The sequence below is a fragment of the Streptomyces cucumeris genome, from assembly GCF_024295805.1.
Taxonomy (GTDB): Bacteria; Actinomycetota; Actinomycetes; order Streptomycetales; family Streptomycetaceae; genus Streptomyces; species Streptomyces cucumeris.
Map to the genome: position 1 here is coordinate 139868 of NZ_JANCLX010000010.1, position 18678 is coordinate 158545.

The 18678-nt window shown below is 71.7% G+C and carries 15 protein-coding genes; 5 read left to right on the forward strand and 10 right to left on the reverse strand.

Annotated elements, in window-relative coordinates; all coding sequences use genetic code 11:
• Positions 1-2: 2 nt before the first annotated feature.
• The 3 genes from NMK44_RS17530 to NMK44_RS17540 all read right to left on the reverse strand — a co-directional run bounded on the left by NMK44_RS17530 (position 3) and on the right by NMK44_RS17540 (position 3810).
• Complete coding sequence (locus tag NMK44_RS17530) at positions 3-1646, reverse strand: class I adenylate-forming enzyme family protein (protein ID WP_254744057.1); 1644 nt, start codon at positions 1644-1646, stop codon at positions 3-5.
• Positions 1647-1785: 139 nt separating this feature from the next.
• Entirely contained in the window at positions 1786-2568 is a 783-nt protein-coding gene (locus tag NMK44_RS17535) for an SDR family oxidoreductase (protein ID WP_254744059.1), read from the reverse strand.
• A gap of 192 nt (positions 2569-2760) precedes the next feature.
• Positions 2761-3810 carry a LysR family transcriptional regulator gene (locus tag NMK44_RS17540; RefSeq protein ID WP_254744060.1) on the reverse strand — a complete coding sequence of 350 codons (1050 nt, stop codon included), beginning with the start codon at positions 3808-3810 and terminating at the stop codon, positions 2761-2763.
• A gap of 291 nt (positions 3811-4101) precedes the next feature.
• Between NMK44_RS17540 and NMK44_RS17545 the strand changes: the two genes are divergently transcribed.
• Entirely contained in the window at positions 4102-5397 is a 1296-nt protein-coding gene (locus NMK44_RS17545) for a serine-threonine protein kinase (RefSeq protein WP_254744061.1), read from the forward strand.
• Positions 5398-5484: 87 nt separating this feature from the next.
• Here NMK44_RS17545 and NMK44_RS17550 read toward each other — a convergent pair whose 3' ends face one another.
• Complete coding sequence (locus tag NMK44_RS17550; RefSeq protein WP_254744062.1) at positions 5485-8307, reverse strand: penicillin acylase family protein; 2823 nt, start codon at positions 8305-8307, stop codon at positions 5485-5487.
• A 213-nt stretch (positions 8308-8520) separates the two neighbouring features.
• Between NMK44_RS17550 and NMK44_RS17555 the strand changes: the two genes are divergently transcribed.
• Both NMK44_RS17555 and NMK44_RS17560 read left to right on the forward strand, forming a co-directional pair.
• A complete protein-coding gene (locus NMK44_RS17555) occupies positions 8521-9135 on the forward strand; it encodes a hypothetical protein (RefSeq protein ID WP_254744063.1) in 615 nt (204 codons plus the stop codon).
• A gap of 212 nt (positions 9136-9347) precedes the next feature.
• On the forward strand, positions 9348-9809 hold the full coding sequence (locus NMK44_RS17560; RefSeq protein ID WP_254744064.1) for a MaoC family dehydratase: 462 nt from the start codon (positions 9348-9350) through the stop codon (positions 9807-9809).
• Positions 9810-9846: 37 nt separating this feature from the next.
• Here the strand turns inward: NMK44_RS17560 and NMK44_RS17565 are convergent, their stop codons facing one another.
• Entirely contained in the window at positions 9847-10476 is a 630-nt protein-coding gene (locus NMK44_RS17565) for a TetR/AcrR family transcriptional regulator (protein ID WP_254744065.1), read from the reverse strand.
• A gap of 84 nt (positions 10477-10560) precedes the next feature.
• Positions 10561-11712, reverse strand: a complete 1152-nt coding sequence (locus NMK44_RS17570) for an acyl-CoA dehydrogenase family protein (RefSeq protein ID WP_254744066.1) — start codon at positions 11710-11712, stop codon at positions 10561-10563.
• 97 nt (positions 11713-11809) lie between these two features.
• On the opposite strand from NMK44_RS17570, the gene NMK44_RS17575 reads away from it, so the two are divergent.
• Together NMK44_RS17575 and NMK44_RS17580 are read left to right on the forward strand one after the other, a co-directional pair.
• Positions 11810-12445, forward strand: coding sequence for a TetR/AcrR family transcriptional regulator (locus NMK44_RS17575; protein ID WP_254744067.1), 636 nt, complete (start codon positions 11810-11812; stop codon positions 12443-12445).
• Between the two features lie 31 nt (positions 12446-12476).
• The gene (locus NMK44_RS17580) at positions 12477-12998 is read left to right on the forward strand and encodes a DUF402 domain-containing protein (RefSeq protein WP_254744068.1); all 522 of its coding nucleotides are present in this window, start codon (positions 12477-12479) and stop codon (positions 12996-12998) included.
• A 60-nt stretch (positions 12999-13058) separates the two neighbouring features.
• Here NMK44_RS17580 and NMK44_RS17585 read toward each other — a convergent pair whose 3' ends face one another.
• From NMK44_RS17585 to NMK44_RS17600, 4 genes are all read right to left on the reverse strand, one after another.
• A complete protein-coding gene (locus NMK44_RS17585; protein WP_254744069.1) occupies positions 13059-14141 on the reverse strand; it encodes a Zn-dependent alcohol dehydrogenase in 1083 nt (360 codons plus the stop codon).
• A 111-nt stretch (positions 14142-14252) separates the two neighbouring features.
• Positions 14253-15671, reverse strand: coding sequence for an aldehyde dehydrogenase family protein (locus tag NMK44_RS17590; RefSeq protein ID WP_254744071.1), 1419 nt, complete (start codon positions 15669-15671; stop codon positions 14253-14255).
• A 171-nt stretch (positions 15672-15842) separates the two neighbouring features.
• Positions 15843-17123 (reverse strand): MFS transporter, encoded by a 1281-nt coding sequence (locus tag NMK44_RS17595; protein ID WP_308358471.1) that lies wholly within the window; start codon positions 17121-17123, stop codon positions 15843-15845.
• Positions 17124-17126: 3 nt separating this feature from the next.
• Positions 17127-18572: a CitMHS family transporter gene (locus tag NMK44_RS17600; RefSeq protein ID WP_254744073.1), complete on the reverse strand. Its 1446-nt coding sequence runs from the start codon at positions 18570-18572 to the stop codon at positions 17127-17129.
• Positions 18573-18678 lie beyond the last annotated feature (106 nt).

The window sequence follows — 18678 nt, forward strand, 5'->3', positions numbered from 1 at the left end:
TCTCATCCTCGCAGTTCCCGTCGGAGGATCTTGCCACTCGTCGTCTTCGGCAGCTCGGGCAGGATGTCCACCTCACGGGGGTACTTGTATGCCGCGAGCCGTTCCGCACAGTAGGCGGACAGCTCCCGCGGCGTGGCGTCGGCCCCCGGACGCAGGCTCACATACGCCTTGACGGTCTCCCCCCGGTACGCGTCGGGCTTGCCCACGACAGCCGCCTCTCGCACGGCCGGGTGGGTGTAGAGCACGTCCTCGACCTCGCGCGGCCACACCTTGAAGCCGGATGCGTTGATCATGTCCTTCTTGCGGTCGACGACGAAGAGCCAGCCGTCGGCGTTCATGAAGCCGATGTCGCCGGTGCGCAGTTCGCCGTCGGGGAGGGCGGCCGCGGTCGCCTCGGGGCGGCGCCAGTAGCCGGGCACCACCATGGGGCCGCGCACGACGATCTCGCCGGGTTCGCCGAAGGGCAGGTCCCTGCCCTCGTCATCCACGATACGGACGATGGTCTCCGCGCCGGGCACGCCGACCGCGAGGGTGCCGGAGACCGGGTCGACCGGGGCCCGGGTGCCGGGCGGGACGCTGGCGCACGGGGCGGTGCACTCGGTGAGTCCGTAGCCGTTGTGCAGATACGGGCCCAGGGTGGACTGGAACCGCTCGACCAGCGCGGGCGGCAGCGGCGCGCCGCCGGAGGAAATGATCCGGAACGACGAGAAGTGGTCACGGCCGGCCTGGGGATGGGCCATCAGCGCCATGAAGGCGGTGGACGGGCCGACGGTGTAGCGGGGGCGGTGCTCGATGAAGGCGTCGAGGACCACACCGGTCTCGAAGCGGTAGGCGAGCGCGAGGGTTCCGGCACCGGAGATACAGGCGGAGAGCTGGCAGACCATTCCGGTGATGTGGAACAGCGGCGCCATGGCGAAGATCGTCGAGCCCGGGGGCAGCTCGTGCAGGATGTGCTGCCGGTCGGCGTTGTAGGCGATGTTGCCGTGGGTGTTGACCGCGCCCTTGGGGGTTCCGCTGGTGCCCGAGGTGTAGCTGATCAGCGCGGTGTCATCGCGGCCCGGGGCGGGGACGGCGGGCGGGGCGGCGCCCTCGCGCGCGACCTCCAGCAGGTCGCGGGTGTCCTCGGGGACGGCCGTCCGCGGTTCGCGCAGCACCCGCTCGTCGTCGCGCGACTGGAGGTCATGGGCGTCGGCGGTGAGCGCGATGCGCACCGGGGAGGCGGCGGCGGTCTCCCGGGCGTAGTCCTCCCAGGCGTGACGGGAGCAGACCAGTGCGGTCACCTCGGCGTCGGTCAGCACATGCCGCAGTTCACCGCCCTTGTACATCGGGTTGACCGGTACCACGGCGCCGCCCGCCTTCCAGGCGCCGAGCAGCGCCAGGACGAACTGCGGGGTGTTCTGGAGCATGATCGCGAGCCGGTCGCCGGGGCGGAACCCGTGTGCGGCGAGATGGCCCGCGATGCCGTCGGAGAGCTCATCGGCCTCCCGGTAGCTCACCCGGCCGTCGAAGTAGGCGAGCGCGGGGTGGTCGGGGGCGGTCCGCACGGCGTCCCGGAAGGCGTGCAGCACGCTCGGCCGGGACGCTGTCGACTCGCGCTGTTTCGGGGTGAGCTGGGACAGCCAGGGCTGGTCCTGGTAAGTGGTCATGGGGAAGCGGCCCCTGTCGTGGATGAGGGTGGGGTGCGGGTCCTGGTGCGGGAGCGGGAGGGACGGAGCGGAGCGGAGGATTCCGGGGGACGGAAAGGGCGGATCAGGCTGAACGGGATGAAATGCTGCGGGAAACGGGTCAGTCGGCGGCCTGGCCGGACGCACGCTGTTCCTCGAGCGTGCGCTGCACCCGGTTCATCCCGTCGAGCCACTTGTCGGTCTCGGTGGCCCGAGCAGCGTAATAGCGGGCCACTTCGGGGTGCGGAAGGACCAGGAACCGTTCGTCCTCGATGCCCTTGAGCACGGCCTCGGCGACCTGCTCCGGCTCGATCGCGGTGGGCACCAGCACCAGGTCGCCCGCGGCGCCGGTGGCGTCCAGCATGTCGGTGCGCACCCCCTGCGGGCAGACCGCGTGGACGGCGATACCGCGGTGGCGGTAGGTGGCCGAGAGCCATTCGGCGAAGGAGAGCGCGGCGTGCTTGGTGACGCTGTACGGGGCCGAGCCGACCATGGTGAGCAGCCCGGCCGCGGACACCGTGGCCACGAACCGTCCGCTGCCCCGCTCCAGCCATTCGGGCAGCAGCGCACGGGCCGCCCGGACATGGGACATCACATTGACGTCCCAGGACCGCTCCCACACCAGCTCATCGGCCTCCGGGCCGCCGCCGTGGGCCACCCCGGCGTTGGCACAGAAGACATCGATGGCTCCGCCGAGCGCCTCACGGGCCTCGGGTACGACGGCGGAGGCGTCGCCGGGGACGGCGACCGCGCCGATCTCCGCGGCCACGGACGCGGCCTTGGCGGCGTCGAGGTCGTTCACCACGACCCGGGCGCCCTCGGCGGCGAAACGGCGGGCCAGGGCGGCGCCGATACCTCCGCCCGCACCGGTGACAACAACACGCGCTCCACGCACGGTACCCACGATCGGTCGCTCCTTCGGATCGGCACGGCAGGCTCGACTGCATCGGCAGACTAACCAGTCGGTATGTTGAAACGGAAGGGGCCTCACCGCCGGGAAACCGATGTCATGGAACGGATTCCGCCAGGTCCGGCCGCGCCCTCCGCCGGGCCCCGGCACCCCCGGACGGCCGGTCGGCCGCCCGCCCCGGATCCGCTACGGGACGGGCCGCTCCGGTGCGTCCGGGCGCATCACCCGGCGCCACCGGGCGTTCTCCCCGGCGAGCGCGCCCCACAGGACGTTCAGCGGATGGGTGTCGTCCTGGGCGGCCCGTTCCCCGGCCCGCACGAACACCCCCACCAGCACCTCCAGCTCCGGCCCGATATCGTCCTCGAGCTCCAGCGTCCGCAGCCCCGCACCGGTCTGGAGCCGTCCGTCGGCGACCGCGTCCCCGATGCCCTGGGTGACCAGCACACAGCCGCGCAGCACCCCCGAGGCCAGCAGGTCCAGTCCGTACTGCACGGTGTCGATCTCGGCTGCGATATGCAGCTCCTGGCGGTAACGGCCGCCGAACCAGCCGCGCAGGAAGCCCGGTATCAGCCCGTCGGCCGAGACCGCGAGCGGCAGTTCCGGCAGCCGCCGCGCCCGTACCGAGGGGCCGGGCAGCTCCTGGGGGCCGAGATTGGTGACCAGCGCCAGACCGCTGCGCCGCCACTCCATCACCTCGAAGCCGTCGAGCCGCCCGTCATGGCCCGCGCGGGTCAGCACACTGCCGCAGACCAGGTCCAGCTCCTTGGAGTCCACCCGCTCCAGCAGATCGCGGGTGCGGACGTGTTCGACCTTGAGCTCGACGCCTCGGCGGTCGAAGTCGCCGGTCACCGACTTCACCGCGTTCAGCAGGAACCCGAGGGTGTAGCGGGTGGAGCCGACCACGAGGTGGCTGCCGAGCCGGCGGCGGGCCTCACGGACCTCCCTCCGCCAGTCCTCGAGCGTGCCGCGAGCGAGCTCGACCAGACTCTCCCCCGTCGCGGTGAAGAGCACGTTCTGACTCCGCCCCCGCTTGAGCACCAGCGGCTCCCCACACAGCGTCCCGAAGTTCCGGTTCAGCGTGTCGATTTGTTTCTGCACACTGGACTGCTCCCTCCCCAGCAACCGCGCGGCACCCAGCGCGGTACCCGCCTCGTGGACCGCGAGCAGTGTGCGGAGCTGGTCCACGGTGGTGTCCAGCAGTGCCGCGGGAAACCGCCACCGATCACTGAGGGGCATTCCGGCCTTCCGGTGAGTGCATTTCGTCGCGATGACCGTTCCGCAGCATAGTGCAGGCCGTTCGGGCGAACTGATCCGGAGAACAGCGCCGCTATTCCGGAGATTTGTGGCCCGGAATTCAACCAACTCGGTTCCGTACGGAGCCGGTGATTCCAGGTTCCTCCGACGGTATTCCGGGTAAGGCGAACGACTGGCGGATTGATCGACGCGCATCGTAGGGGTGGCGTATGGCCACCGGACGGGGCGGATTGGGACGATGCACACGGATCGGACCAGCCGAGAGGAACAGCGATGACGGGGATGAGCGTACGGCCTTACTGGGAGCTGGGATTCGACGCGGACGGGGATGTCGATACCCGTCGGTGTGACCGGCTGGCCGAAGAGGTGGCGCAGCTCGGCATCACCGATCTGGTGGTGTTCGCGCACGGGTGGAACAACGACCGCGCGATGGCCACCGGACTCTGCGACCGTTTTTTCGCGCCCTTTCCCGGGTTGCTCGGGGAGGGGGACGGGATACGGCTCGGTTATGCCGGGGTGATGTGGCCGTCGATGCGGTTCACCGACGAGGCGGTGCCCGCGTTCCCGTGGGCACCGGCGGCCGGTGAGCCGGGGGCCGGGCTCGACGCGGGGACGCGCGCGGCCCTGGAGGGGGTCTTCCCCGGGCGGGGGCAGATGGTGGCGCGGCTGGCGCGGTTGCTGGAGGAGCGGCCCGGAGGGGCCTCGGCGCTGGATGAGTTCACCGTGCTGGCGCGCGGTCTGGCCCGGGTGCCCGAGGGATCCGGCGCGGCGGTGTACACCCCGGACGTGGAGGGGGACGAGCCCCCCGCGATGCTGGGCGAGGACGGGGTGGCGTACTGCGAGCTGTTCGCCACCGCGCTGGCCGGGGCCGGGGACTGCGGCCCGGGGCTGTGGGACGGCGGGCCGGGCGGGCTGTGGGACGGCGCCCGGGAGTTGCTGCGGCAGGCCACGTACTACGCGATGAAGCGGCGGGCGGGCGTCGTCGGGCGGCACGGTCTCGGCCCGGCGCTGGGCGCCGTGGCGGCCGCGCGGCCCAGGACCCGGATCCATCTGGTGGGCCACAGCTTCGGCGGCCGGCTGGTGGCGTACGCGCTGGGCGGGCTGCCGGGCCGCACCACGGTGGCGTCGCTCACCCTGCTCCAAGGGGCCTTCTCGCACTACGCGTTCGCCGACCGGCTGCCGCACGCCACCGCACGGGGCGGTGTCCTGCGGGCCGACCGGGGGCGGGTGAGCGGACCGCTGGTGTCCTGTCACTCGCGCCATGACACCGCGCTGGGGGTGCTGTATCCGCTGGCTTCACGGGCGGCGCGGGACGACGCCTCGCTGCTGGGGCTCGATGACGCCCGCTGGGGGGCGATGGGCCACGGCGGGATCCGGGCCGTGGACGGCTGCGCCCGGCTGGAGCTGGCCGGGGCGCTGAAGGAGCCGTTCCCCGAAGGCGGCTGTGTGAGCGTGGATGTGTCGTCCGTCGTCCGGCACGGCGGGCCGCCCGCCGGTGCGCACAGCGACATCTGCCATGAGGAGCTGGCGCGGCTGGTGCTCACGGCCGGGCGGATCGCCGCGCCCTGAGCTGAGCCCGTCCGGGGTGAGGGAGCGCCCCCGGGCGGTGGGCCCGGGGGCGCTTCAGCGGTTCGGCCGGAAGGAGCGGTGGTGGGTTCAGCGGTGTGCGGGGAACTCCACGACCTGCTGGTAGGTGGGGCGGTTCTGCCAGCCGATGGTGTCGTGGGTGATACCGCCGACCGCCCGGTGGATGATCGCGTCGGCGCACCACTGGTCGCCCGCCTTGCAGCTGTCGTCACCGGGGTAGACATCGGTGGCGCTCTTGGCGGCGGCCTGCTTGAGGGTGGTCAGCAGGGCGTCGCGGCAGGCGCCGAGTTCACCGCCGCCGCAGTAGGACGTGGCCAGCGGGCCCTTGACGTCCTCGCCGAGCACCTTCCGCAGGTCCTTGTCGACATAGGACCACCAGCCGTTCTGGAAGGCGGACCCGGCGTGCGAACCGGTGGGACCGTGCCCCGCCGACGGCGCCTCGTCGATGGGTACGTTGCCCTTCAGGGCCTCGTAGAGCTCGTCGCCCAGACCGGGTTTGAACTCCGACTCCACCAGGAGCGGCCACCAGGCGTCCATGATCCGCACGGCGTCCGGATGTCCGTAGGTGTGCGAACCGGGGCTGGTCTCCTTGCGCTGCGCGCCCGCGCCCTGCCAGGACTCCAACTGCTGGACCGCCGTGGCCGCCTTCGGGTCGTCGATGGGCTGGGAGCGCAGCACCTTCAGCAGTTCCGGCAGTACGTCCTCACCGCGCAGATCGGTGACACCGGCCTCGGCCATGGCCCGGGTGAGCGCGGCGCGGGTGACCCCGCCCTTCTTGATCAGCGCGCGGACCCGGTCGTCGAGGAGGTTGCCGCGGTGCACCGAGCCGTTGCCGAACCCGGACGTGGCGTAGTCCTTGGCCAGTTTGTTGTTCCAGCTGATGTAGTAGTCCTGGTCGACGGACTGGGGGTGCTCGGACGGCGGAGTGTAGGCGGCGGTGTTGTCGGACGGGTCGAAGTCCCGCCATTCGTAGGCCGGTTCGGCCTTCACCGGCAGCGAGGAGTCGATGTCCGCGGCACGCGAGGGATTGAGTCCGCTGTTGTAGTACCCGGTCTGCCGGGAGTCGGCGTAGAACCAGTTGAAGGTGTAGTTGATGTTCTGGGTCGCGGTCTGGAAGGACTTCACGTCCTTCACATGGCCGGGGTCGTTGAGCATCTGGAAGCCGATGATGGAGTCGGCCTCGTGGCGGTAGGTGGCGCGCAGCGAGGTGAAGGCCACGGGTTTGCCGCCGACCGTCGCGCGATGGCTCACCAGGCCGTACTTGGTGCGGTAGACCTGGAGCCGATAGGAACCCGCCGCGGTGGAGTCGGCCACGGTGGGCTTCCAGGCGTTGCGCCGCTCCAGCTTCTCCATCGGCACGCAGTCACCGTGGTAGCGGTAGTGGGTGGCGTCCTTGGTGGGGGTGGAGCCGTCCGGGGAGCACAGTTCGACCGCGTAGGTGTCGGTGATGTCCTGGCCGGAGGTGGTGGCGCTCCAGGCGTAGTCCTGGCCGCGGCCGAGCTGGACATACATCCCGACGCCCGCGAAGGAGGCGCCGCGCGCGCTGATCCCGGGGCCCTGGATCTCCTGGAGCATCAGGAGCTGCGGGGCGAAGTAGCCGGTCTGCGGGCCGAAGACGGCCACGGGGTGGCCGCTGGCGGTGTACTTGCCGGAGACCACGAGCGCGTTGGACATGCCCTTCTTGCGGCTGAACAGATCGCGGGGCAGGACGCCGTCGTCGTAGATGCCGCGCAGCTTCTCCAGGGAGCGCGTCGGGGCCTTCACCGTGGTGCGGTCCTTGGTGGCGGCCCCGCCCTGGCGGTCGTGGACGAGCTGTTCGGCGGTGACCGAACCGCGGTCGGGCATGGCCGTGCCCTTGGCGTTCTCCGGTTTCCCGCCGTACGGGAAGCTCTTGCCGTCGTGGACGGTCTGCACCGCCTCGGGGTCGTTGCGCTGCCGGAAGGACTCCCACACCTTGGTGCCCTCGGCGAGGCCGTACTTCTGCTGGGCGGCGAGCAGCGAGAGCGCGCCCTGCACCTCACCGCCGCCGCCGTTGCCGAAGAGGGCGCCGACGACCGAGGCGAGGGCGATCAGGTCGGTGAGTTTGAACGGCTGGATCTCACCGGCGTTGGTGATCGCGTCGATATGGCCGGTGAGGACGTACTCGCCGGGGAAGTAGCGGCCGTCCTTGGCCTTCTTGGCATAGGCGTTGATGCCGTCGATATACGCCTGGGCATCGGCCAGGGCCTGTCTGCCGCGTTCACCGCCGTGGGCCAGGATCGAGTCGATCTGGGCCTGGTAGTCCTCCTCCCTGTAGGGCGCCTGGCGGAAGAAGTCCTGTTCCAGACCCTGGTTGGCGGCGGCGCCACCGGCGAACGAGGTGAGTTCGCCGCGTCCGACGTGCCGGAAGAGGTCCATCAGCCACAGCCGGTCCTGGGCGGCGGCGTACCCGGCACCGAACTCGGTGCCCTCACGGGTGGTGCCCTGGATATGAGGGACCCCGGTCTTCTTGTCCCGGGTGATGGTGACATCGCCCCGGGGTTTGGTCACCGACGCCACCTGGTCGGCGGGGACGCCGAACGAGGAGTCGTTGAAGAAGCCGCTCAGCTTGTCGTCGGTGAGCGTGGGATAGCCCCCGGCCAGGTCGTTGTACGGACCGAGCTGGTCGGTGCTGTGCGCGGGGTGGGTGCCGAACACCTTGTTGCCGAGGATCTCCACGAGGGTCGCATTGCCGTTGGCCCCGGGCGGGAGGATGTCGGCGCACTGACCCTTGCAGTAGTCGGTGGCCGCCGCGGGGGCGGCGGGGGCCGCCTGAGCCGGCTGGGGCAGCGGCGCCGCGAGCGCGGCGCCGAGGCCGAGGACGGCGGCCGCGGCGATGAGGGTTCTGGTGAACGTGCCGGACCTTGGTCGCATACTCGCTCCTCCAGGTTGCCGATGCGACGGAGGTTACCGGCGGTACAAGTCGGCTGGAAGATGAGTGGCCGTCAACTTCACCGTGCATTCACGGTCATTGACGGCACGGATCGGCCTATTCGGCAACTTCCGGGGAATCCGATGGATCCGGATCGCGCTCCGTTACGTCCATTCCACAACGAGTCGGGTCCGCGATTGCGGAGGTGGTACGAAGTGGCAGGTTTCAGAGCACTCGCACGAGAGGTGCGCAATCCACACAGACACGTCACCGCCCGGCGCACTTCGCTGCGCAAATGCCTGGAGCGGTTCGCGCCGTACGGGCACCGGGCGACCTGGCACCATCTGTGCACCAGGACGGGGATCATCCCGGAGGACCGGGAACCCGAACCACTGCGTCTGATCACGGCCCTCGAGGAACTCGAGGAGGCCCGCACCCTCTGGCTCGCGTACGAGGCGGACTTCGCCGCCCGGCGCCGCCAGGAGAAACACATCGGCATCCGGCAGCCCAACGCCATCGACGACTGGCATCTGCACACCTGGGGCGGATGCGACATCATGCCCTGCGAGAGCCCCTCGAGCCATCCCGAGGGTCCGCTGCCCGACGTCCTGGGCCGGTTGATATCGGCGATGGAGTCGGGGCCGGGTTCGGCCTGCCCGGTCTGCGGACAGCAGCGGCTGGCCTGGCGCGAGGACCTGGACCGCTACCCCTCGGCCGGACCGGTCTGCGGGGAATGCGGCATCGTGGTGCCGGTTCCGCTGCTGACCACCGAGGCGCTGTCGGCCGCGCGGCGCACCCGGTGCGAGAGCCGCCGGTACGCGACCGTGTGATCACCGGCCGCCCCGGTACGCCCTGACCGGCAGGCCCTGAGAGGCACGCCCGCCGAGGAGACCCGTGAGCCCGGGAACCCGGCGGGCGCGCCATGCCACCCCGTCGACGGGGGGACGCCGGAGGAGGGAAGGACGCCGGGGCGCGTTGACACGGCGAAGGTCACCCGAGCATGCTGAGCAAGCGCTTAGTGAGCTGCTCGGGAGGCATCAGCATGGCAGAGCCCAGGATCTTCACCTCGACCGATGAGCTGCGATCGGCCATCGGCGAGGAACTCGGCCCCAGCGACTGGCTGGAGATCGACCAGAAGCGGATCGACCTGTTCGCCGACGCGACCGACGACCACCAGTGGATCCATGTGGACCCCGCGAAGGCGGCCGAGGGTCCGTTCGGCCGGACGATCGCGCACGGCTATCTCACCCTGTCGCTGCTGCCCGCCTTCACCCCGCAGCTCATGCGGGTCGACGGGGTGCGGATGGGCATCAACTACGGCGTGAACAAGGTCCGCTTCCCCTCTCCCGTCCCGGTCGGCTCCCGGCTGCGGGCCACCGCGCGGATCGCGGAGCTCACCGAGGTGACCGACGGCGTCCAGATGACGCTGGCGGTGACGGTCGAACGCGAGGGCGGGACCAAGCCGGTGTGCGTGGCGGAGAGCGTCGTGCGCTACTACCCCTGACGGCTCCCGCGGCGCCCTCGCCGCCCGGCGCGGCCCCTCAGCGGGACGCGGCCCCCACCATCCGCAGGACGAGTCCGGCGTACAGCTCGCCGACCTCGTCCGGGGTGCTGCGGCCGCGGGTGTTGAACCAGCGGGCGACGTCGATGCACAGGGACAGCACCGCCACCGTGGCCCCGCGGACGTCCGGGACGTCGAACTCCCCCGTCCGCGCGCCGTCCTCGAGGATCGCGCGCACCGCGCCGTCCGTCGCCTTGCGGATGGCGATCACCTCGGCGTGGTGCTCCTCGCCCAGCGCGCCCAGCTCGTACTGGACCACCCGGGCGGTCGTGTGGTGCTCGGCGTGCCAGCGGACGAAGGAGCGTACGGCGTGGGCGAGCCGCTCGGCGGAGGTACCACCGGCGTCCCGGGCCCGCTCCACGATCTCCAGGGCGCGCTGATGGCCGACCTTGCTGATCTGGTAGAGCAGCTCTTCCTTGGTCTTGTAGTGGATGTAGAGCGCGGCCGGGCTCATACCGGCACGGCCGGCGATGTCCCGGGTGGTGGTGGCGTGGTAGCCGCGCTCCGCGAAGGCGTGCACGGCTGCGGTCACCAGCCGCCGGGCCGCGTCCGGGGTGATGTCGCCCCACACCTCGGCCCCGGCCCCGTCCTTGTCAGCCTCCGCGTCCATGGCGCACACCCTACACGGAGAGTGAGCAAGCGCTTAGGCCCTGTCCTGTCGGTCTTCGTGGATCAGGCCGCGGCGCGGCCCGGCTCAGAAGGCCGAGACCCCGGTCAGGGCGCGGCCGATCAGCAGCTTCTGGATCTGGCTGGTGCCCTCGTAGAGGGTCATCACCCGGGCGTCCCGCAGCAGTTTGCCCACCGGGTACTCATCGGTGTACCCGTAGCCGCCGAACACCTGGAGGGCGTTGTTGGCGCAGCGCACCGCCGCCTCGCTCGCGTAGAGCTTGGCCACGGAGGACTCAGCGGTGAACGGCAGCCCCCGGTCGATATGGTCCGCCACCCGCCAGGTCAGCAGCCGCGCGGCGTCCACATCCACCGCGATGTCCGATATCAGCTCCTGCACGAGCTGGTGGTGGGCGATGGTGCGGCCGAACTGTTCACGCTCCCCCGCGTACCGCACCGCCGCGTCCAGCGCCGCCTGGGCGATGCCGACGCATCCTGCGGCGACCGACATCCGGCCCTTGGCGAGGGCGGACATGGCGACCGAGAACCCCTTGCCCTCGGGGGCGATCAGCGCCGCGGCGGGCACCCGGACGTCCTCCAGGACCAGTTCGGCGGTGGCCTGGCCGCGCAGCCCCAGCTTGCCGTGGATCTCCCGGCGGACCAGTCCGGGGGTGTCGGTGGGCACCAGGAAGGCGCTGATCCCCCGGTGGCCGGGGTCCTCGCCGGTGCGGGCGAAGAGCAGCACCACATCCGCCCAGGTGCCGTTGGTGATGAAGGTCTTGGTGCCGCTGATCACATAGTCACCGCCGTCCCGGACCGCGCGGGTGGTCAGTCGCGCCGCGTCCGATCCGGTCCCGGGCTCGGTGAGCCCGAAGCAGCCCACCGCCTCGCCCGAGCACAGCCGTGGCAGCCAGGCGCGCTTCTGCTCCTCGTCGCCCCACGCGGCCACCGACTTGGCGACCAGACCGAGGGAGACGGAGACGATGCCGCGCACCGAGGAGTCACCGCGCCCCAGTTCCTCGGTGACCAGCGCATAGCTGAGGTGGTCACCGCCGCTGCCGCCGTACTCCTCGGGGACGGTGAGCCCCAGGAAGCCGAGCGCGCCCAGCGAGCCCACGATGCCGCGGTCCACCCGCTCGGCGCGGTCCCACTCGGCGGCGTACGGGGTGACCTCGCGTGCCACGAAGTCCCGGGCCAGTTGCCGCACCGCGGTCTGCTCCTCGGTGAGCGCGAGATCCATGGGTCACCTTTCCCGGGGTGGGGGGACGGACGAGGAATCCACCGCGCGATAAATTAGCACTGCTAGTTTTAGCGCCGGAGCCTCTACTATGTGCCGCATGGCCCGCCCCCGCAAGCCCCTCCTCAGCCGTGAGCGCATCGTCGCGGTCGCCCTCGCGCTGGTGGACTCCGAAGGGCTGGCGGCGGTGTCCACACGGCGCCTGGCCGCCGAACTCGGGGTGAGCGGACCGTCCCTGTACAACCACTTCACGACCAAGGACGAGATCCTGGACGCGGTGGCCGACACGGTCGTGGCCCAGGTCGACATCTCGATGTTCGACAACGGCACGGACTGGCGTACGGCGCTGCTGGACTGGGGCCGCTCCTACCGCGCGGCGCTCACCGCGCATCCGCACATCGTCCCGTTCCTCGCCCAGGGGCCCGGCCGCCGTCCGGCCGGGCTGCGGATGGCGGACGCGGTCTTCGGCGGCATGGTGAAGGCGGGCTGGCCGCCCGCGCACGCCACCCGGATCGGCGCGCTGATGCGCTACTTCGTCGCCGGGTCGGCGCTGGGCTCCTTCGCGCGCGGTTTCGTCGACGACGCGGGCGCCTACGACCCGGCCGACTATCCCCATCTGGGCCAGGCGCATCTGCTGGCCGGACACCAGGAGCAGGTGGACGAGGGCGCGTTCGAGACCGGGCTGCGGGCGCTGGTGGCCGGGCTGGACGAGCTGTACGGGGAAAATGCCGGGTGAGCCGGGGCGGACACGCCCTAGGATCGGCGATATGTCGCAGTCACTGGTCCAGGTCAACTACACCAAGTACGACGGCACCCTCCACTGGAACCTGCGGATGCGCAGACTGGGCGAGGACGAACACGGCGTCTGGCTGGGGCTGCCCGGCGGCTCGGTGATGCGCAAGGGCCACGGCCCCGAGGTGCCCATCGAGGTCGCGCACGTCCTCCTCTTCCCGCGCGGCGCGTGGTGGACCGCGGCCTTCAACGCCGCCCCGCGCGACACCGAGGTGTACTGCGACATCACCACTCCCCCGCGGTGGGTCTCCGCGGACGAGGTCACCATGGTGGACCTGGACCTCGATGTGGTGCGCAAGCGCGCGGACGGCGCCACCCGGCTGGTGGACCAGGACGAGTTCGCCGAGCACCAGGTGCGGTTCGGCTATCCGGCCGATGTGATCGCGGAGGCCGAGGCGGCCGGTCAGTGGCTGCTGGACGCGGTCGCGCACGGCGCCCGGCCGTTCGGCGCCGAACGCGACCAGTGGCTCGGCATGGTCGACGGCACCCCGGCCTGACCCCGCCCCGCCCGGTCCCGTCGCGTTCCGTCCGGCGCCGCGCCGCGCCGCCCGCGCCCGTCAGAACATCACGAGCGCCCGTCCGCCGCGGCCGCCGACCATCGCATCGAACGCCTCCGGGATCCCGTCCAGACCGATCCGGCCGGTGACCATCGCCGACAGGTCGAGACGGCCCGCGCGGATGTGCTCGGCGAGCACCGGCAGATCGCGGGCCGGATCGCTGTTGCCGTAGACACAGCCCGAGAGGGTGCGGCCGAAGTAGAACAACTCCAGGGCGGAGAAGGACACCTGCTGGTCCTTGCCGCCGATCCCGACGACGGTGGTCCGGCCGCCGCGCCGGGTGGCGGACCACGCGGTGCGGATGGTCTCGGCGCGGCCGACACACTCGATGGCCACGTCCGCGCCGTGGCCGCCGGTGAGCGAGCGGATCCGCTTGGCGGTGTCCTCACCGGACAGCAGGAACTCGGTGGCGCCCGAGGCGCGCGCCAGCTCCTCCTTCTCCGGGGAGACATCCACCGCGACGACCGTGCCCGCGCCCGCGATCCGCGCCGCCTGGAGCACCGCGAGCCCCACCCCGCCGACGCCGAAGACGGCGACCGACTCCCCCGGGCGCACCGCGGCACTGTGGTGCACCGCGCCGTAGCCGGTGAGCACCGCGCAGCCGAGCAGCGCCGCGTCGGCCAGCGGCACCCCGTCGGGCAGCGGGAGCACGGCGTGCGCGGGCACCACGGTCTCCTCGGCGAACGCGGCGGTGCCCAGGCCCGGGTACAGCTCGTCGCCGCCGTCCGTCAGCTTGGCGTACGGCACGGTGGCGGCGGTGCCCGCGTCCGCGCACAGCCAGGGCTCGCCGAGCCCGCAGTAGTGGCACGCACCGCAGGACGGCGCCCAGTTGAGGACGACGCGGTCGCCGGGGGCGACGGTGGTGACGCCCTCGCCCACGGCGCTGACGGTGCCCGAGCCCTCGTGGCCGAGTACGGCCGGGACGGGCTGGCGCAGGGTGCCGTTGGACAGCGAGAGATCGGAGTGGCACACCCCGGCCGCCGCCAGCCGCACCCGCACCTGCCCGGGACCGGGGTCCGGGAGGTCGATCTCGGCAAGCCGGAGCGGGGCTCCGACGGCGGGGAGGACGGCGGCTCGGGTCATGGACGGGCTCCTCGGGTGGTCATCGGCTTGTACGCGCCGTGCACCTCGTAGGTATCACGGACGGTGGCGCGGGCGCTGTGGCGGCGGTCGCTGTACCGCGGGGTTCCCGCCTCAGAACTGGAGCGACTTGGTCTGGAGGTACTCCGCCAGCCCGTGGGTGCCCAGTTCGCGGCCCACGCCCGACTGCTTGTAGCCGCCGAAGGGGGCGAGCGGGTTGAACCGGCCGCCGTTGATGTCCACCTGTCCGGTGTCCATGCGGCGGGCGAAGGCCACCGCCGTGGCGTCGTCGGCCGCCCAGACCGCGCCCGCCAGCCCGTAGACCGTGCCGTTGGCGATCCGCAGTGCCTCCTCCTCGTCCCGGTAGCGGATGAGGGAGATGACCGGGCCGAAGATCTCCTCCTGGGCGATGGTCATGTCGGGGGTGACGTCCGCGAAGACCGTCGGGGCGATCCAGTACCCGTCCTCCCGGCCCTCGGGGGCCCGCGGACCGCCGGTGATCAGCCGAGCGCCCTCCTCGACACCGCGCTCGATGTAGCCGCGCACCCGGTCGCGCTGGATGGCGCTGACGACGGGGCCGAGCCGGGTGGTCTCGTCGGCCGGGTCGCCGGGGGCGTACTTGGCGGCCGCCGCCGCGGCCAGCTCCACGGCCTCGTCGTAGCGGTCGGCATCGACCAGCATCCGGGTCCAGGCGCTGCATGTCTGGCCGGAGTTGGCGAGCACGTTGGCCACCCCGACCTTGACGGCCTTGGCGAGATCGGCGCCGGGCAGGATCACATTGGCGGACTTGCCGCCCAGTTCGAGGGCGACGCGCTTGACGGCCGCGCCCGCGGTGGCGCCGATCCGCCGGCCGACGGCGGTGGAGCCGGTGAACGACACCAGGTCCACGTCCTCGTGCGCGGCCAGTGCCTCTCCCGCGACCGGGCCGACCCCGGTGACCAGGTTGAACACCCCGGCCGGGAACCCGGCCGCGTCGACCGCCTCCGCGAAGAGCTGGGCGACCAGCGGGGTGTTCTCGGCGGGCTTGAGGACCACGGTGCATCCGGCGGCGAGGGCCGGTGCGGCCTTGGCGACGATCTGGTGCAGCGGGTAGTTCCACGGGGTGATGGCGCCGACGACGCCCACCGGCTCCTGGAACACGGTCGAGTTGCCGACCGTCTCCTCGAAGGCGTACGACTCCGCGAGCCGGGCGTACGAACCGGCCACGGTGATGGGCAGACCGGCGTGGACCGCCCGGGAGAACGCCAGCGGCGCGCCGAGTTCGGCGGTGACGGTCTCCGCGATCTCCTCGCGCCGTTCGGCGAGCGCGTCGCGCAGGGCGGTGAGCCGGGCGGCGCGCTCGGCGGGCGGGGTGGCGGCCCAGCCGGGGAGGGCGGCGCGGGCCGCCCGTACGGCGGCGTCCACGTCCTCGGCCGTCCCGGCGGGCACGGCGGCGATGACCCGCTCGTCGGCCGGGTTCACGACCTCGATCGTGTCGGCACCGGCAGCCGGCCGCCATGCCCCGTCGATGTACATCCCGTCATGAGCCTTCATCGCACCCTCCCTCGTCGGCACTTGCTGACAGGACAACAAACTAGCGACGGTAGTTTTCCGGCGACAGAGGGGGTCAGCCGTGCCGTACGTCACCCCCCGGCCCGATGGCTCCGCACCGCGCCGGTCGCAGTAGCCGCGGGGGAGCGGAAGGCCGACGGCCGGGATGGCGCGCTATCGGCCGGAGGGGCCGCCGGTACGGCCCGGGGATCTTTCTTCGCGGGGGGTGGGATCCGCCGTCGGGGCGGGGGCGGCGGGCCTGCGCAGGGGGCGGACGGCGATCGCGGCGGAGAGCAGCAGGAGGCCGCCCAGCATCACGAACGGGGCGGCCGTGCCCGCGAGTCCGGCGAGGACACCGGCGGAGGCGGGGGCCGCGACCTGGCCCAGGCGGTTGCCGGTCAGCCGCAGAGCCAGCGCGGTGCTCCCGGCGCCGTCCGGGGCGGCCTGGACGACGGTGGTCATCGACAGCGGCTGGCCGACGCCGAGGCAGAAGCCGAGTCCGGCCAGCAGCACACCGAGCGCCCAGGCGGGCAGCGGCAGGGCGATGCCCGTGCACAGCAGGGCCGCGCCCAGGCAGCTCGCGGCCATCAGGGCGGTGCGCCCCAGCAGCCGGATCATCGGGGTGATGGCCAGGCGGCAGCCGATGGTGGCGGCGGCGCGCAGACTCAGCAGCAGTCCGACGACCGAGGGCGCGATGCCGCGCTGTTCGCCCACGACCGGCAGATACGCGGTGAGGATGTCGGTGGCGGAGAGTACGGCCAGGCTGATGAAGATGCCGGAGCCGACCCCGCGGGTGGTGAGGATGGCACGTACGGACACCCGTCGCGCCTCCCCCGCGGCCACCGCCTCCGGCCCGGCGCCCCGGTCCCGCTGCCGGTGCTCGATGCGCCACAGCGCGGTCACCGAACAGGCCGCCACGGCGGCGGAGACGGCCAGCGCGACGGCGCTGGTGCGGGCCATCGCGCCGTCGTGGCCGGAGACCACGAGACCGGCCGCGACCGGCCCGATGAGCTGGCCGAGCGAGGCGCCGATGGTGAAGTGGCCGAAGTTGCGGTCCTGTTCGGCCGGGGCGCTCTGCCGGGCGACGATGGACTGCGCGCCGATCACGAACGCCAGATGGCCGAGGCCCATCACCCCGCTCCACGCGGCCATGCCCGCCGGCGATCCGGCCGTCGCGCTGAGGGCACAGCCGGTGGCGATCAGGGCGACGCCGACGGGGAGCAGCGGAGCGCACCGCCCGTGGTCGGTGCGCCGCCCCAGCGGTACGGCCGCGAACAGCGGCAGCAGGGCGTAGATCCCGGCGATCACACCGACCGCGCGGGCGTCGGCGCCCAGCGCCAGGGCCCGGTAGGAGACGGCGGGCCGGGCCATGCTCACCGCCGCCTGTGCGAAGGAGAAGGCGATGACCAGGCGCAGCAGCCAGCCCCTGCCGGGCCGTCGAGGCGTTCCGCGCACGGATCAGATGATTCCGAAGACGAGCCCGGCGGCGAGCACCACCAGGGAGGTCAGCGCCGCCCACTTCACCGTGAAGCGGGTGTGGTCACCGAACTCGACCTTGGCCATGCCGACGAGCACGTAGACGGCGGGGACCAGCGGGCTGGACATGTGCAGGGCCTGTCCGACGAGCGAGGCGCGGGCGATCTCCAGGGTGGAGACCCCGTGGGCGGCCCCGGCCTCGGCGAGGATCGGCACGATGCCGAAGTAGAAGCCGTCGTTGGACATGAAGTAGGTCAGCGGGAGGGACAGCACACCGGTGACGATGGCCATGTGCGGGCCCATACCGTCGGGCACGCCGTCGACGAGCCAGCGGGCCATGTGCTCGACCATGCCGGTGCCGGTGAGGACACCGGTGAAGACGGCGGCGGCGAAGACCATGCCGGAGACGTTGACGACGTTCTCGGCGTGCGCGGCGACCCGGGCCTTCTGGTCGTCCATATGCGGGAAGTTGACGGTGAGGGCGATGGCGGCGCCGAGCAGGAAGAGCACCGGGATCGGCATCGTCTCCATGATCATCATGGTCAGCAGGCCGAGGGTCAGCGCGGCGTTGAACCAGTAGAGCTTGGGGCGCAGGGTGGGGCGGTTCGGGTCGAGGCCCTGGACATCGTCGTCGCCCTCGCCGTCGTCGGCCTTCACCTCGGCCTCGGCGCCGGAGCCGCTGGAGACACCCGAGCCACCGGATCCACCCGAACCCGTCTTGTCGGCCGCGCCCTCGGAGCCGCCCTGCTTCCCGGCGCCCGCGCCGACCAGCACCTGCTCGGACTCCTCGACCGTCGTCCCGTCGAGCGTCAGCAGCCCCAGACGCCTGCGCTCGCGCAGTCCGAAGGCGTAGGCGAGCGCGAAGACGAAGACCAGTCCGACGGCGAGCGCGGGGATCATCGGCACGAAGATGTCGCTGGCGTCGACCTTGAGCGCGGCGGCGGCGCGGGCGGTCGGACCGCCCCAGGGCAGGGTGTTCATCACGCCGTTGGCCATGGCCGCGACACCGGTCATCACCACCAGGCTCATCTTCAGCCGCCGGTACAGCGGCACCATCGCGGAGACGGTGATCATGAACGTGGTGGAGCCGTCGCCGTCGAGCGAGACGATCGCCGCGAGCAGTGCGGTACCGACGACCACCCGCATCGGATCCGCTTTGCAGAACCGCAGGATGAGCCGGACGATCGGATCGAAGAGCCCTACGTCGATCATCACCCCGAAGTAGATGATCGCGAACATCAGCATCGCGGCGGTGGGCGCGAGATCACCGACGCCGTCGAGGACGTAGTCGCCGAGGTGCGCCCCCTTCCCGACGAGGACGCAGAACAGCGCCGGGATGAGCACCAGAGCACCCATCGGGGACATCTTCTTCATCATGATCAGGACGAGGAACGTCGCGATCATGACGAATCCGAGGACTGTCAGCATGGTGGCTACCTCACGTTCGCCGGTGAACTCTCCCCCAGATGTGGCGGTCGAGGCGACGTTAGGTGGCGCAACTTTGCGTTAACAAGGTCTTGACGCGTGAGCAATA

Coding starts and splice junctions, on each gene's coding strand:
- NMK44_RS17530 (WP_254744057.1), bottom strand. CDS start 1,646: ATGACCACTTACCAGGACCAGCCCTGGCTGTCCCAGCTCACCCCGAAA.
- NMK44_RS17540 (WP_254744060.1), bottom strand. CDS start 3,810: ATGCCCCTCAGTGATCGGTGGCGGTTTCCCGCGGCACTGCTGGACACC.
- NMK44_RS17545 (WP_254744061.1), top strand. CDS start 4,102: ATGACGGGGATGAGCGTACGGCCTTACTGGGAGCTGGGATTCGACGCG.
- NMK44_RS17550 (WP_254744062.1), bottom strand. CDS start 8,307: ATGCGACCAAGGTCCGGCACGTTCACCAGAACCCTCATCGCCGCGGCC.
- NMK44_RS17560 (WP_254744064.1), top strand. CDS start 9,348: ATGGCAGAGCCCAGGATCTTCACCTCGACCGATGAGCTGCGATCGGCC.
- NMK44_RS17565 (WP_254744065.1), bottom strand. CDS start 10,476: ATGGACGCGGAGGCTGACAAGGACGGGGCCGGGGCCGAGGTGTGGGGC.
- NMK44_RS17570 (WP_254744066.1), bottom strand. CDS start 11,712: ATGGATCTCGCGCTCACCGAGGAGCAGACCGCGGTGCGGCAACTGGCC.
- NMK44_RS17575 (WP_254744067.1), top strand. CDS start 11,810: ATGGCCCGCCCCCGCAAGCCCCTCCTCAGCCGTGAGCGCATCGTCGCG.
- NMK44_RS17580 (WP_254744068.1), top strand. CDS start 12,477: ATGTCGCAGTCACTGGTCCAGGTCAACTACACCAAGTACGACGGCACC.
- NMK44_RS17585 (WP_254744069.1), bottom strand. CDS start 14,141: ATGACCCGAGCCGCCGTCCTCCCCGCCGTCGGAGCCCCGCTCCGGCTT.
- NMK44_RS17590 (WP_254744071.1), bottom strand. CDS start 15,671: ATGAAGGCTCATGACGGGATGTACATCGACGGGGCATGGCGGCCGGCT.
- NMK44_RS17600 (WP_254744073.1), bottom strand. CDS start 18,572: ATGCTGACAGTCCTCGGATTCGTCATGATCGCGACGTTCCTCGTCCTG.